This is a genomic window from Ignavibacteriales bacterium (genome assembly GCA_026390795.1).
Lineage (GTDB): Bacteria > Bacteroidota > Ignavibacteria > Ignavibacteriales > Melioribacteraceae > Fen-1258.
Map to the genome: position 1 here is coordinate 1415440 of JAPLFG010000003.1, position 13159 is coordinate 1428598.

The 13159-nt window shown below is 36.8% G+C and carries 16 protein-coding genes; 7 read left to right on the forward strand and 9 right to left on the reverse strand.

Translation table 11 applies throughout. From position 1 onward, the window contains the following. Positions 1–55: 55 nt before the first annotated feature. The 8 genes from NTX65_09880 to NTX65_09915 all read right to left on the reverse strand — a co-directional run bounded on the left by NTX65_09880 (position 56) and on the right by NTX65_09915 (position 4978). Positions 56–361, reverse strand: a complete 306-nt coding sequence (locus tag NTX65_09880) for a type II toxin-antitoxin system RelE/ParE family toxin (GenBank protein MCX6169641.1) — start codon at positions 359–361, stop codon at positions 56–58. Continuing rightward, on the reverse strand, positions 358–648 hold the full coding sequence (locus NTX65_09885; GenBank protein MCX6169642.1) for a type II toxin-antitoxin system Phd/YefM family antitoxin: 291 nt from the start codon (positions 646–648) through the stop codon (positions 358–360). The genes NTX65_09880 and NTX65_09885 overlap by 4 nt, the downstream gene beginning before the upstream one ends. 100 nt (positions 649–748) lie before the next feature. Beyond that, entirely contained in the window at positions 749–2527 is a 1779-nt protein-coding gene (locus tag NTX65_09890; protein MCX6169643.1) for a bifunctional UDP-sugar hydrolase/5'-nucleotidase, read from the reverse strand. Between the two features lie 62 nt (positions 2528–2589). Beyond that, positions 2590–2778: a hypothetical protein gene (locus NTX65_09895; protein ID MCX6169644.1), complete on the reverse strand. Its 189-nt coding sequence runs from the start codon at positions 2776–2778 to the stop codon at positions 2590–2592. 15 nt (positions 2779–2793) lie between these two features. Then, positions 2794–3309, reverse strand: a complete 516-nt coding sequence (locus NTX65_09900; GenBank protein ID MCX6169645.1) for a hypothetical protein — start codon at positions 3307–3309, stop codon at positions 2794–2796. A 33-nt stretch (positions 3310–3342) separates the two neighbouring features. After that, positions 3343–3639, reverse strand: coding sequence for a hypothetical protein (locus NTX65_09905; GenBank protein ID MCX6169646.1), 297 nt, complete (start codon positions 3637–3639; stop codon positions 3343–3345). Positions 3640–3706: 67 nt separating this feature from the next. Continuing rightward, a complete protein-coding gene (locus NTX65_09910) occupies positions 3707–4579 on the reverse strand; it encodes an SPFH domain-containing protein (protein MCX6169647.1) in 873 nt (290 codons plus the stop codon). 186 nt (positions 4580–4765) lie between these two features. After that, on the reverse strand, positions 4766–4978 hold the full coding sequence (locus NTX65_09915; GenBank protein MCX6169648.1) for a cold-shock protein: 213 nt from the start codon (positions 4976–4978) through the stop codon (positions 4766–4768). Between the two features lie 355 nt (positions 4979–5333). Here NTX65_09915 and NTX65_09920 point away from each other — a divergent pair, with 355 nt between their 5' ends. The 3 genes from NTX65_09920 to NTX65_09930 all read left to right on the forward strand — a co-directional run bounded on the left by NTX65_09920 (position 5334) and on the right by NTX65_09930 (position 7042). Next, positions 5334–5534: a hypothetical protein gene (locus NTX65_09920; protein MCX6169649.1), complete on the forward strand. Its 201-nt coding sequence runs from the start codon at positions 5334–5336 to the stop codon at positions 5532–5534. Positions 5535–5865: 331 nt separating this feature from the next. Beyond that, positions 5866–6540, forward strand: coding sequence for a phosphoribosylanthranilate isomerase (locus tag NTX65_09925; GenBank protein MCX6169650.1), 675 nt, complete (start codon positions 5866–5868; stop codon positions 6538–6540). Between the two features lie 223 nt (positions 6541–6763). Next, positions 6764–7042, forward strand: coding sequence for a hypothetical protein (locus NTX65_09930; protein ID MCX6169651.1), 279 nt, complete (start codon positions 6764–6766; stop codon positions 7040–7042). Here NTX65_09930 and NTX65_09935 read toward each other — a convergent pair whose 3' ends face one another. Next, entirely contained in the window at positions 7043–7993 is a 951-nt protein-coding gene (locus NTX65_09935) for an NmrA/HSCARG family protein (protein MCX6169652.1), read from the reverse strand. It lies immediately after the preceding gene. A 189-nt stretch (positions 7994–8182) separates the two neighbouring features. On the opposite strand from NTX65_09935, the gene NTX65_09940 reads away from it, so the two are divergent. From NTX65_09940 to NTX65_09955, 4 genes are all read left to right on the forward strand, one after another. Next, the gene (locus tag NTX65_09940) at positions 8183–8587 is read left to right on the forward strand and encodes a hypothetical protein (GenBank protein ID MCX6169653.1); all 405 of its coding nucleotides are present in this window, start codon (positions 8183–8185) and stop codon (positions 8585–8587) included. Between the two features lie 235 nt (positions 8588–8822). Next, the gene (locus tag NTX65_09945; GenBank protein MCX6169654.1) at positions 8823–10178 is read left to right on the forward strand and encodes a pitrilysin family protein; all 1356 of its coding nucleotides are present in this window, start codon (positions 8823–8825) and stop codon (positions 10176–10178) included. 1 nt (position 10179) lies between these two features. Further along, positions 10180–11631, forward strand: coding sequence for a pitrilysin family protein (locus NTX65_09950; protein MCX6169655.1), 1452 nt, complete (start codon positions 10180–10182; stop codon positions 11629–11631). Between the two features lie 69 nt (positions 11632–11700). After that, positions 11701–13155 carry an alpha/beta fold hydrolase gene (locus NTX65_09955; GenBank protein ID MCX6169656.1) on the forward strand — a complete coding sequence of 485 codons (1455 nt, stop codon included), beginning with the start codon at positions 11701–11703 and terminating at the stop codon, positions 13153–13155. Positions 13156–13159: the final 4 nt, after the last annotated feature.

The following is a 13159-nucleotide window of genomic DNA, read 5'->3' on the forward strand; positions in this document are numbered from 1 at the left end:
TCTATATTAATTATATAGATTGCTTCTCCCGCCTTTGGTTGGCTTTACACGTTTTTTAATTTTTACTTTTAAATATTTCTTCTTTCTTTAATAGTTGATGTCCTTCAAATACGGTAAGAACATCTACCGAGTTTTTCTTAACCAAGTAAACTATACGATAATTTTTATATATCAGCTCACGGATATTTTCCAACGACAATTCAGGCACAATTCTACCCTTCTCCGGATAGTCGCTCAGTGTTTCTGCAACCGATATTAACTTTTCAACAAACTCAATTGCAATAATGGGATTTTCTTTTGATATATATTCTTCAATTTCATGTAATCGAAGCAACGCCTCTTTTGTCCAGAATAGTTTCACTTTTCTTTTCCAGCTCGTGTTTTTTGCAATTCACTCTTAAGTTGCGAAGTGGAATACACTTCTCCTTTTCCAGAATTAGATAAACCATGAGAAATTGAATCGATGAAAAGCTTTGTCTGTCTCAACTCATCGAATTCAGATGGAGAGATTAATACCCCAGCAGGTTTTCCATTTTGGGTGATAATAAGAGAATTACGTTTGGTCTGAATTTCTTTGAGATATTTAGCCAATCCGGATTTGAATTGACCAACTGGGATTATATCATTTGCGACTAGGATGTTTTTCATTCTGTGCCTTTATATTGTCTTTATTTAGAACTAAATATAGGCCTAAATTACGATAGCCTCAAGATTATTTTTTAAGTATGGGTCTATATTATATACCGTTCTATCTTTTCGGAAACATCAGTTTCTCATCATTCTCACGAGCTTTATTCCACCAATCCGAAGGAATTACTTTCCAGTTATTCAAAATTTTAGGTGTAACAGTTTTCTTCTGCTCTATCCACTTCATCATATAAAAGCGCAAATCCTTTTCGGTAGATGTTAAAATTCTTTCAGCCAGTTCTTCTTTCGGAATTTTGGCTCCTTCAACAAGATGTCCGCCTCCTCCGTTTCCCCGGTACGAATTAACCGCCACTTTATATTTTTTGTTTAAATCGAATTGTATGCCGCCGCTCATTGAAGAGATGCTGACTCTTTCTCCAGCCGGTTTCGATATATCAACGGTATAATTAATTCCGGCAGCACAGTCAAAATTGTAATACGGAACTTTAAGAATTGGAGTTTTACTCCGTTCGTTAAATTTCACGTTTCCATTATCATCCAGCAGAAAATTTATAAGATGATCATTTTCGCTTTTCATTTGATTGAACCAGAGTTTGTACGAATACTCTAAATAATTTTTAATCTCGGCACCGCTCATTGTCATTGTGTACAATAAATTTTCGTATTTGTATAAACTGAACATATTGCCGATGGTTATTTCGCCCTTGTTTATTCTAGCGTCAAATGAAAGAGGTGCGGTGAAAGAAACCTCTGCTTTAGTTAGATCCAGCTGAACTGTTTGAATCAGATCCGTAAATGAAGATGGACCGAACAAAGATTCGGATGAAGAAATACTTTCCGTGAAATTTCCGATCGGCTGCTTGACGTATTTGTTTACTTCATCAAATGCATAATTAAATTTTGCGGTAAACTCTTTATCCGGTTGAAAATTTTTTGTCTCAACAATCTCCCCGCTAATCTCTTTTTCCCATACTTTCTTTTCGGAGTTAAATGTTAAAGCACAATTTGCCACAGCCATATCCCGCGCCGCATTTACTCCACCGAGAATTAATATTTTTTTTCCTTCGGAGTTTGTAACACTGTAATTCCATCCGTGATGATCGTGCCCAACAAAAACAATATCAAATCCGGGAACGCGCTCGGCAACAAGTTGTGAAGCGTTTTCGTTTTTGGGAGAATTTTCATTCTGCCCCCCGTATGTGGCTTCAACGCCGGAGTGAAAAAGTCCAATCATCAAATCCGGTTTTTCTTTTTCCCTTATTATTGAAACCCACTTTTTTGCAGTCTCTATCATATCCAAAAATTCCATTCCATCCCAGATTTTCGGAGGAAGCCAATTCGGGATTGCCGGAGTAATCAATCCGAGTACCGCAATCTTAATCCCTCTTCTCTTTATTATTGTATACGGCTTGAAATATTGTTTGCCGGTTTTTTTATAAACTGCATTGGCAGCGAGCCACGGAAATCTAAATTGTTTATTAACGCGGTCATAAACCGGGTGACCGGTTTCAATATCATGATTTCCTACAGCGGCTGCATCGTACTTCAGATAATTCATAATTTGTGCCCAGACATGAGGCACATTTGTTTTTTCGAAGTTATAATAATAAACAAGCGGTGTTCCTTGAAGCAGATCCCCTCCGCTCAAAAGTATTACTTGTTGATCTTTCTTTGCGCGCTCTTGTTTAACGTAAGTTGTTACTTGAGCAAGAGAGTTGTTGGATGGTTTCTGATCTGTGAAATCATATGGAAACGCCGCGCCATGCTCATCGGTTGTTTCAATTATTTTGAACTTGACAGTCTGGGCGCCGAGCTCTAAAATAAAAATGAAATTAATTATCAGCAGAAAAGAAAATAGTTTGAAAAATCTATTTCTCATGAATGTTATTCCTTAAGAAATTTTGAAAGGTAAAATACATTTTAATTCAGATGGTTGGCAATCTAGGCTGGCTCTGAATTGGAATCCTTAGAACCCGGCTCCTCTTTTAATCTCCCGTTTTTCTTAAGGAGCTCTCTAAGTAAGAATTCTATTTGAGAATTGATGCTTCTGAAATCATCGGCTGCCCACTTTTCTAATGCTGAGTAAGTCTTGTCATCAATTCTCAGTAAAAATTTTTTCTTTTCTGCCATTTTATTTCTTAATTCCTAACCGGCGGAATGAGCCGCCTGGTGTCTTTGTTCAACTGTAATTATATAAGCAAGCATTATTAACCACGGATATTTGTCTAATGTTTCGGATTTTTTTTCAATCACCACTTCGGCTTTATCACCCATCGCCACTTTTGGTTTGATCTTAACAAGGCATTCATCGCGCTCGTTTGTAATTTCGCAGAATCCTTTGAAAAGATGAGGAACAATTTTTATTTGTTCCCCTTTTGGCAATGAAAGCGTTCCCTTGCTTCTCAATCCATCTCGTTTAAAACTAGCAAACGGCATTTCATAACCCGTTTCGCGGATCTCTAATGCGGTTCTCCAGCAGCTTGGTCTGTATATCTCCCAATTTTTGTTTTGAATAAAAACTTCCCACCGCATTCCAAAAAATCCCCGCTGTTGAAGAGTGCCGATTAGTTCATCGTTCACTCTAAGTTCATGAAATCTCTTAAAAAAAGATGGTTGAGAAAATTTAATATTTTCTCCTGAATATTCTGATAGCTGTTTCATATCATTTATATTTTATTTGGAAATATGCATTCATTACATCTTCATATTACTCATTAAATTAATCCAGCCGGGATTTATAGTCTCAACAAGTTTTTCCTTTTTGTCCCGGCTCAAATTTCTAATTTCTTTTTCGCGGTCGATAGCAGTTCCAATATTTGGGATTGATTCGTAATAAACCAACTTATTTACTTTATAATTTTTTACGAAACCATCAGTAAGATTATCCGAACTCATAAGAAATTTTATTGTCCGGTCGTTTATAAGATCAACATAGATCATGTTATTCTTCAGGTTAGTTATCATATAAACGAAATAATTTTCAGCATTCATAAAATTAATCTACAAGTCAAATAAAAGTAATCGTACACCACTTTTTATAACAACCGCAGAGTTAAGTTTAATAAAGCGAACCGGCATTAATAATCGGCTGAGCTTGTGCTTCGGAAACAAGTGCAACTAAAAGATTATTAACCATCATGGCCTTTTTCTCGTTGTCAAGATCTACGATATTATGTTCGCTTAAAGATTTCAATGCCATATCAACCATTCCTACCGCTCCCTCGACAATCTTTGTTCTTGCAGCAACAACAGCTTGTGCTTGCTGACGGCGCAGCATAGCTTGTGCAATTTCGGGCGCATATGATAAATGACTAATTCTCGATTCTAGAATTTCAACACCGCAAACTTCCAATCTTGTTTGGACTTGTTTTTTCATTGCCTCAGAAATTTCTATCTGATTTCCAACCAAAGAAAATTTATCATGTTCGGATGAATCATAAGCATATTCGGTTGCCAATCCGCGTATTGCCGTTTCACTTTGAATAGCGACAAATCCTTCATAGTTCTGTACATCAAATAATGCGCGCGCGGGATCTATAACGCGCCAAACAACTACGGCTGCTATCTGAATCGGATTGCCGTGAAGGTCGTTAACCTTAATCGTCTCGCTTTGAAAATTTCTGATTCTAAGTGAAACTAATTTTTTTGTTGTAAAAGGATTTACCCACCAGAAACCCGATACGCGAATAGTTCCTAAATATCTTCCGAAGAGAACGAGTACACGCGAATCATTCGGCTGAACAACCATGAACCCGCCGATTGAAAGTAAAATCAAAATTGTAATGGGAATAAAAAACCAAAGTACTGTTGTATCTTCAGTCATTATTCCATTTCTGAGAAGTAGAACATCTCCAACAATAAAAAGAATAACCACAAGAATGGCCATAAATCCATTCATTTTGTTTGCAGATTTTTCAGTTATTGCTTCCATTTTCCAACTCCTTATTTTGGCTATCAGAATGATATCATATTGGTATCAAAAAGTCAAGAGGGATTTAAAAAATTTTTTCTGGGATTGGCAAAATTACGCCGCTGAAGAGTATTATATATTAGAGCATCTATTTAAAACAAAAAACCCTGGCTATTGCCAGGGTTTTTCATTAAGAATAATTTATTCTTAGCGGATAACTTTAACTTCAGCTGCTTGAAGTCCTTTTGGACCTTGTGTAACTGAGAATTCAACCTTATCATTTTCGTTTAGTGTTTTATATCCATCGCCAATAATTGATTGAAAGTGAACGAATACATCTTCTCCACCTTCTTGAGAAATAAAACCAAAACCCTTTGTGCTGTTAAACCATTTAACAGATCCTTGTTTGCGCTCTGCCATAACAGAACTCCTATAATAATTTGTAAATAAATAATTGATTGTTTACGACAGGGCTTTAAGATTGTGAAGGGTTCGAATTTACTTCTACTTCTACATCTACATCTAAAGTTACTGCCATTACAACCGTAAACATACATTATCTCTTCATACTAACCAAATTATGATTTAATAATTTAAGTGATCTTAAGACACTGTCTCCCGTGTTGATTTTGGCAATAAATACTATCTTTACACCATTTTTCGCTTATAAAAAATCGAGGTTGGCCTGAAATTTAAATTAAATCGTTCGATAATATGTTCGAGATCTATTTGTAGATCAATTAATAAACATTTATCAACATCCGGGGAGAAAAAAATGGAAGTCATTACATTGGGTCTAATGTTTAGAGATCCTCCCGTAACAAAAGATGATCTAAAGAGAGCACAACAATCCGTACAGCCTGTAAATTTTCCTTCTTATGAAGCTGTGATCTCTGATAAAGCAAAAGCGTTGGCGGTTAAAATGGCAGAAAAGGCAATTCATAAGGAATCTAATGAACCGATGATTTCGAAATGATGATATTGCAAATTTTTCTGTTCATATTTCAAAAACAATCTTTTGTGAAAGCTGCGGAACCGAATAACATTTGGTGCCATTCCAAGAGCTATATTAATTTCAAAATCTCGTGAGGCCATTCCCGTTCAATTATCTAATTAATTCTATCGTATCACTCATACTTTTCTAGCCTTTATTAAAAACTCCTAGTATTGAAAAAATAATTAATGAATACATGCACAATAGTTTATCATTAGTGTCGCTATTAAAATTTAGTATTGTGAATTAGTAATCGTTATCTATTTTTGTGTTGAAGCAATCTCAGAGTTATATCAAAAAACAAAAAGACAAAATGAAAAACTTAATTCAAATTGCAGGCGTGATAGATAAAGAAGAGGCGAAAACGTTAATGTCTCTTGGCGTGGATTATTTGGGGTTCCCATTACGGCTGCCGGTAAATGAAGAAGACTTGACTGAAGAGGAAGCTGTTGAGGTCATCAAAATAATTGTTCCGCCTCACAGCGCAGTGTTGATAACTTATTTAAACAATGCTAATGAGATAATAAATTTTTGCGATAAGCTGAATGTAAAGATTGTTCAACTGCATGGTCACATATCTCAAGAAGAATTAGAAAAAACAAAATCATTACGTCCCGATCTTGAAATAATTAAAAGTCTTGTCGTTGCACAAAATAATTATAGTGAACTCGAAAAGATTATAAACACTCTTTCTCAATGGATAGACGCTTATATCACGGACACATTTGATCCGGTGACCGGCGCATCGGGGGCGACGGGCAAGACGCATGATTGGAGTATAAGCAAAAAAATTGTTGAGGTATCTCCTAAACCGGTTATAATAGCCGGAGGATTAAATTCCGTAAATGTTAAAAACGCAATCTTGGAAATTCATCCGGCCGGAGTTGATGTTCACACGGGAGTAGAATCTAAAGACGGAAGAAAAAATTACGAGCTAGTTAAAAAGTTTGTAGAAGAGTCAAAAGAAGGTTTCGATCTAATAAATTAACACCGCATTCATAAGGCATCTTCTTTGCCAACTCTAATTTTTGTTCGCTTATAAATTTTTTCCGATTCTTTTACTTTGACCCGCTGCTTTGGTAAGGGAATACGGATTTTTTTCTTTTTTATTTTTGGCTTAGTAGTCATATCGCTTAAATATAAGTCCGGAGTTTTAATCACAATTATGCAGACGTAATTTTGTCAACTTTGATCTCTATTTCAAGTGGTGGGTGAATAAATCTATTTTTTATTACACCCAATCAAATATTAGTTGGGGAACCTTAAGCGAGGGCGGGTACAGTTATTTCTGGTGGCTTGGAAAACTCGCCGGGAAGAAAATCTTTTTCTCGATTGGTCACGGCGGGCAGTATGTTATATGCGCCCCATTCTTAAACATGATAGTTGCCGCTACATCATACCCGAATTTCGATTGGGATTCTGCAGACATACACGAACGCGCGGTTCTTCTGATCATCTCGAATTATATTATTCCGTCTGTTGTTCAATAATTATTCAAGCGGAATTTTATTCTTATTTTCATTAACCCAGTCATCAAAACTTTTTAAAGAAGGATTTATGGATTTAGAAAATTCAAGACTCCTTGCACCGCAGAAGTAATTTTCAAAATCATGTTTGAACTGGAACATATTTCCAAGATCTTCCGCACCTGGAAATCCGAAACCGCGGTAAACATCAAATGGAATAGAGTTATAAGAAATATTTTGACCAAGAGCTTTTGTTAATGAGGCAGCTATTTCATTTCCGGTTAAATGTCCCCCGGCTATACCGACCGTTTTACCGATGAATTTTTCCCCGCCTTTAAAAATTCCATAGGCACACTTGCCAATATCTTCGGAAGCGATTCCGGGAAGTTTCTTATCGCCCATCGGGAACGTTATGGCAAAATTTCTGTTCTGATCCTTCTTGGGTCCCATTCCGAAATAAAGAAAATTCTCCCAGAAAAAAGAAGTTAATAGAAACGTTACAGGCACGCCTTGTTCCGTAAAAAATTTGTTTGATTCTCCCTTGGCATCAAAATGAGGAACTTTATAATGACCGCCAAGAGTTGGCATTCTTTTATCATCGAGCGGAACCCAGTTGCGTGTATCTTCAAGTGTTGACCAGATGACATGTTTTAAACCGGTTTCTTTGGCTGCCTTTGCAATTGATTCGGCTTGTGAAGATTCTTTTTCCGGCGAAAAGTGGTTCCAAAAAAATGTTACGGCAAATGCCCCGTAAGCACCGCTGAAAGCGGACTTAATGCTTTCGTAATCATCTATATCCGCGACAACCACTTCCGCTCCAAGTTCTTTAAGTGCTTTTGCCTTGTCGGAATTTACATCTCTGGTTAAAGCCCTTACTGTGAACTCGCTTGATTTATCATTCAGGATTGCATGCGCCAATCCCCCGCCCTGCGCCCCGGTGGCTCCTAATACTGCAATTATTTTTTTATCTGCCATATACTCTCACTTATTTGATTTATAAATTGAAAACAGTAACTAACAAAAATTGGTTCACCACAAACCAAAAAATTGAGCAAAGAATAATTACATTTACTGAAGTTTCTTTATGGTTTTGCTTAAACAAAATCTTACCCTAAATTTGTAAATAATTATTGCCATCAATTTCAAATATCTAAGGAAATTACAATGACGAAATTCTTAACATTAGCAATAGTCATTTATTTGTCGGCATTGAGTTCAGTTTCTCTTGCACATGGAAATATTGAAAAACTATTCTTAGGCAAATGGGTTGGCGGCTCAATGAGGGAGAACACACTGAACATTGACGGCAATACATATAGAATTTCTTTAAGAATTGAAGAGTACGACGGTATTTTGATAACAAGAATGGAAAGCCCGGATGCCGATATTTTTAATATTACCGCATCAGAAACTTCAATTGATGGCTATAAGATCAAGATCTTTTTCAAAGAAATCGATTCCTTATTTAGAGGGACTCTTAATGCTGAAAAAATGGAATTAAATGGGACTTTCATACTTGGTAATAAATATATTTCAATTGGTTTTAAAAAAATTAGAACTGAAAACTGATGGAACATTTTTTCAATTACAGAGCTGTTAGTTTTTAATGGCGGTTAGCTAATTCATGATTAAAATCTCTGAAACAATAAGTATTCCATATCAAGACAATATAAACACTTATCCGAAAAAATCTTTTTTATACACCGGGCTGACCTTTAGCACGTCTAACCCATGCGGATTCTTTAATATTATTCAATAGAAATATTTAATTTACACTTAATCATTTATTGCAAAAGGAGAAAGCATGAAAAAAGTTCTTGCAATACTTTTTATTCTGTGCGCGGTTGCCTCTGCACAGAATCAAATTAAGGTACCTTACACGCGTTATGTGCTTCCAAACGGTTTGAATGTAATTTTACATGAAGATCATACGACGCCAACTATTACCGTAAATACATGGTTTCATGTTGGTTCGGCATATGAAAAGCCGGGACGTACAGGATTTGCTCATCTATTTGAACATTTGATGTTCATGGGCTCTGGTCATGTGCCGGATGGGCAATTTGATAAACTTCTTGAATCTGCCGGCGGAGAAAATAACGCATCAACAAACGAGGATAGAACAAATTATTTTGAAGATATTCCTTCTAATGCACTCGAACTTGCGTTGTATCTTGATTCCGATAGAATGGGTTTTCTCGTTGATGCGATGACACCTCAAAGCGTTGACGCGCAAAGAGCTGTTGTGAAGAATGAAAGACGACAGAGTTATGAGAACCGTCCGTACGGATTATCGGAAGAAACAATTTTGAAAAATCTTTATCCACCAACACACCCTTACAGCTGGCCGGTCATCGGTTCAATGACAGATCTTAGCGCGGCGACTTATGACGATGTTGTAGAATTTTTCAGAACTTATTATGTACCGAATAATGCATCACTTGTAATAGCCGGGGATATCAATCCAAAAGAAACATTAAAACTTGTTGAAAAATGGTTCAATGGAATTCCTTCTGGAAAACCGGTTCCCCCGCAGAATCCAGCAGAAGTAAAATTAAATGAAGAAAAGATTGTGGTTTTGGAAGACCGTGTACAGTTGCCTCGTCTTTATATGGCCTGGATTACACCTAAAATGTATGCCCCGGGCGATGCCGAATTGGATGTTCTCGCAAGTATTTTGACAGATGGAAAAAATTCGCGTTTGTATCAGAAACTTGTTTATGAAATGCAAATTGCACAGGATGTTAGAGCTTTTCAAAGTTCAGGCAAACTTTCATCGCAATTTGAATTGGTTGCAACTGCCCGCTCAGGACACACACTCGAAGAATTGAAAAATGTTATTCAGTCGGAAATTGATAAAATAAAAAATGAAGCACCTAAAGAGAGAGAATTACAACGAGTAGTAAATCAAGTTGAAGCTTCTTTTCTGGATAGACTAGAAAGCCCGGCACAAAAAGCGGATATGCTCAATTCATTTTTCTATTTTACCAACAATCCTGATTATGCAAACGAAAACCTTTCACGCTATAAGGCTTTAAGCGTTGATGATATTCAAACAGCCGCACAAATTTATTTGCCTGATAATGGGCGTGTAATTCTAAGCATCGTTCCTAAAGGTAAAACCGATTTAGCCGTTCAACCCAAAGCGGAGGGTAAATAATATGAAAAAGATCTTTTTATTATCGATAAATCTAATAATTATTTCTGCTTTTTGTTTTTCTCTTTATGCACAAACTCCTGATAGAACAAAACCACCGCAATTACCGGCACCTAAAAAACTAAATCTACCGGCAATTCAACAATTCACACTTTCGAATGGATTGAAAGTTGTGTTGATGGAAAAACATGAAGTCCCGCTCATTCAGTTAAACGTGACCGTTAAAGCAGGAAGTGTTAACGACCCGGAAAACAAAATTGGTCTTGCCTGGCTAACTTTTAACATGCTTGCGGATGGTGCAGCAGGAAAAACATCTCTTGAGTTATCTGATGCAATTGATTTTCTCGGTGCGAGAATTTCTGCTAACGCCTCGTTTCATTCGGGAACCGTTTCTCTTCATTCCCCGCTTTCTAAATTTGATGACGCGTTAAAAATTATGAGTGATATTGTATTGCGCCCCGATTTTCCTCAGAAGGAATTAGATAGAAAGAAAAAAGACCGGTTGACATTGCTTATGCAAGCGCACGATCAGCCGACGGCAATAGCAAGCGCGGCTTTCAATCAAATTCTTTTTGGTAAAGAACATCCTTATGGAAGAATAACAAGTGAAAAAGAAATCAGAAGTTATTCTACGGATGATTTGAAAAACTTTTACAAAAAATATTTTGTAGCCAATAACGCGGTTGTAATTGCTGTAGGCGACATTAAAAAAGAAGATCTCAAGAAAAAACTAGAGTCGGCTTTTGGTAAATGGCAAAAAGGAAGCGTTAAAGAAACCAAAGTCAAAGAACCAACTCAAATAGCAAATCGAATTGTTTATCTTATTGATAAACCTGGCGCAGCACAGTCGGTTATCAATATCGGCAGAATAGGCGCCGCACGTTTAACAAACGATTACAATTCAATTGTTGTAATGAATACTCTTCTCGGCGGTTCATTTACATCACGCCTAAATCAAAACTTGCGTGAAAAAAATGGATATACATACGGTGCGAATTCAAGATTTTTCTTTAGACCGGTTCCGGGAAGTTTTATCGCTACCTCATCGGTTCAAACCGCCGTTACAGATAAAGCTCTCACGGAATTTTTTAATGAGCTGAATGGAATACGCGAACCGTTAACCGACCCAGATTTAAACCGCGCAAAGAATTTAGTTGCTCTTAGTTATCCCGGAAATTTTCAATCGGTTTCAGAAATTGCCGGACAGCTTGAAGAAAAAGTTTTATACAATTTACCGGAAAATTATTTTGGAGAATTCATATCGAAAATATTAAGCTTAACCGGCAAAGATGTGAACGATGCGGCTGTGAAATATATTGTTCCGGACCAGATGATAGTTGTGGTCGTTGGAGATAAAGCCAAAATCGAAGATGGAATAAAAAAACTAAATCTCGGAGAAATAAAAAATCTTTCCATTGACGACGTTCTGGGAGAAGTTCCGAAGCTTGATAAATAGAAAACATTTTTTTGTTAAACCCGCATTTTTTTATGCGGGTTTTCTTTTTATAAATTAAGAGGAATAGAGATGAAGAATTTATTTTACGGTATGTTTATGTTCTTGACGGCTTTCTTTTTTGCGTTAGACAAAAGCATCAATGCACAAGAGGCTCAGAAAAAAGACGAGAAACAGTTCACAAGCTTGTGGGAAGGAAAACTAAAAATATCCACAGTCTCACTACGACTAGTTTTAAAAACATTCAATAATGAAGACGGATCACTTGGTGCCTATATTGATAGCCCCGATCAGGGTGCAAAAAATATTCCCGTCACAACTATTACGTTGACGGAAGACAGTCTAAAGTTTGCAGTTCAATCTATCGGTGCTTCTTACATTGGAAAAATTTATAAAGACAGTTTGTTGATAAAAGGAACATTTAAGCAGGGAGCGCTATCATTACCCTTTGAACTAAAAAAAATTGATAAGCTCACGGAAATAAAACGCCCTCAAGAACCGAAGAAACCGTATCCTTATAATGATGAAGAAGTCACATTCGAGAATAAATCTGCAAACATCACTCTTACGGGTTCATTTACTTTTCCTAAAGGAGAAGGAAAATTTCCAGCAGTTGTATTAGTTACTGGTTCCGGTCCTCAGGACCGAGATGAAACACTTGGCGGCGGGATTAATCACAAACCGTTTCTAGTTCTGTCGGATTATTTAACCAACAACGGAATCGCTGTTCTGCGTTATGATGATAGAGGCATTGGTAAATCGAAAGGAAATTTTGCAACAGCAACAACATTGGATTTTGCAACCGATGCACAGGCGGCGGTTGAATATTTAAAAACAAGGAAGGAAGTTGATGATAAAAAAATCGGAGTTGCCGGGCATAGCGAAGGTGGATTAATCGCGCCAATGGTTGCGGTGAATTCACACGATGTTAGCTATATAGTATTGCTCGCCGGTCCCGGTCTTCCGGGAAAAGAGATTCTTCTGCTTCAAGGGCGCTTGATCAGTAAAGCCAGCGATGGGAAAGATGAAGAAATTGATAGGTCGATGAATCTAAACGAAAAAATTTACAATATAATTCTGTCTGAAGAAGATAACTCTTTGGCCGAGAAAAAAATAAAAACAGCATATGAAGAATTTTACAACACACTGGACTCGGCTGAAAAAAAAGCAGCCGACACTCAGAAACCGATTGTTGAACAGAGTCTTAAACAATTAACAAGTCCCTGGTTCAGGTTTTTTATGAAATTTGATCCAAGGTCTACATTGGAAAGTGTCACCGTGCCGGTGCTTGCATTAAATGGAGAAAAAGATTTACAGGTACCGCCGAAAGAAGATCTTGCCGAGATAGAAAAAGCTTTAAAAGCTGGCGGCAACAAAAATTTTAAAACTGTTTTAATGCCAAATCTAAATCATCTTTTCCAAACGGCTAAGACCGGATCGCCTAACGAATATGGATCAATCGAAGAAACATTTTCGCCGGACGCGATGAAAATAATTAAAGACTGGATTTTAGATATAACGAAATAATATT

Bases quoted from the DNA above. Each gene is read 5' to 3' on its own strand.
- NTX65_09925 (MCX6169650.1), top strand. From the start codon at position 5,866: ATGAAAAACTTAATTCAAATTGCAGGCGTGATAGATAAAGAAGAGGCG.
- NTX65_09945 (MCX6169654.1), top strand. From the start codon at position 8,823: ATGAAAAAAGTTCTTGCAATACTTTTTATTCTGTGCGCGGTTGCCTCT.
- NTX65_09940 (MCX6169653.1), top strand. From the start codon at position 8,183: ATGACGAAATTCTTAACATTAGCAATAGTCATTTATTTGTCGGCATTG.
- NTX65_09905 (MCX6169646.1), bottom strand. From the start codon at position 3,639: ATGAATGCTGAAAATTATTTCGTTTATATGATAACTAACCTGAAGAAT.
- NTX65_09890 (MCX6169643.1), bottom strand. From the start codon at position 2,527: ATGAGAAATAGATTTTTCAAACTATTTTCTTTTCTGCTGATAATTAAT.
- NTX65_09895 (MCX6169644.1), bottom strand. From the start codon at position 2,778: ATGGCAGAAAAGAAAAAATTTTTACTGAGAATTGATGACAAGACTTAC.
- NTX65_09920 (MCX6169649.1), top strand. From the start codon at position 5,334: ATGGAAGTCATTACATTGGGTCTAATGTTTAGAGATCCTCCCGTAACA.
- NTX65_09910 (MCX6169647.1), bottom strand. From the start codon at position 4,579: ATGGAAGCAATAACTGAAAAATCTGCAAACAAAATGAATGGATTTATG.
- NTX65_09950 (MCX6169655.1), top strand. From the start codon at position 10,180: ATGAAAAAGATCTTTTTATTATCGATAAATCTAATAATTATTTCTGCT.
- NTX65_09915 (MCX6169648.1), bottom strand. From the start codon at position 4,978: ATGGCAGAGCGCAAACAAGGATCTGTTAAATGGTTTAACAGCACAAAG.
- NTX65_09955 (MCX6169656.1), top strand. From the start codon at position 11,701: ATGAAGAATTTATTTTACGGTATGTTTATGTTCTTGACGGCTTTCTTT.
- NTX65_09885 (MCX6169642.1), bottom strand. From the start codon at position 648: ATGAAAAACATCCTAGTCGCAAATGATATAATCCCAGTTGGTCAATTC.
- NTX65_09900 (MCX6169645.1), bottom strand. From the start codon at position 3,309: ATGAAACAGCTATCAGAATATTCAGGAGAAAATATTAAATTTTCTCAA.
- NTX65_09935 (MCX6169652.1), bottom strand. From the start codon at position 7,993: ATGGCAGATAAAAAAATAATTGCAGTATTAGGAGCCACCGGGGCGCAG.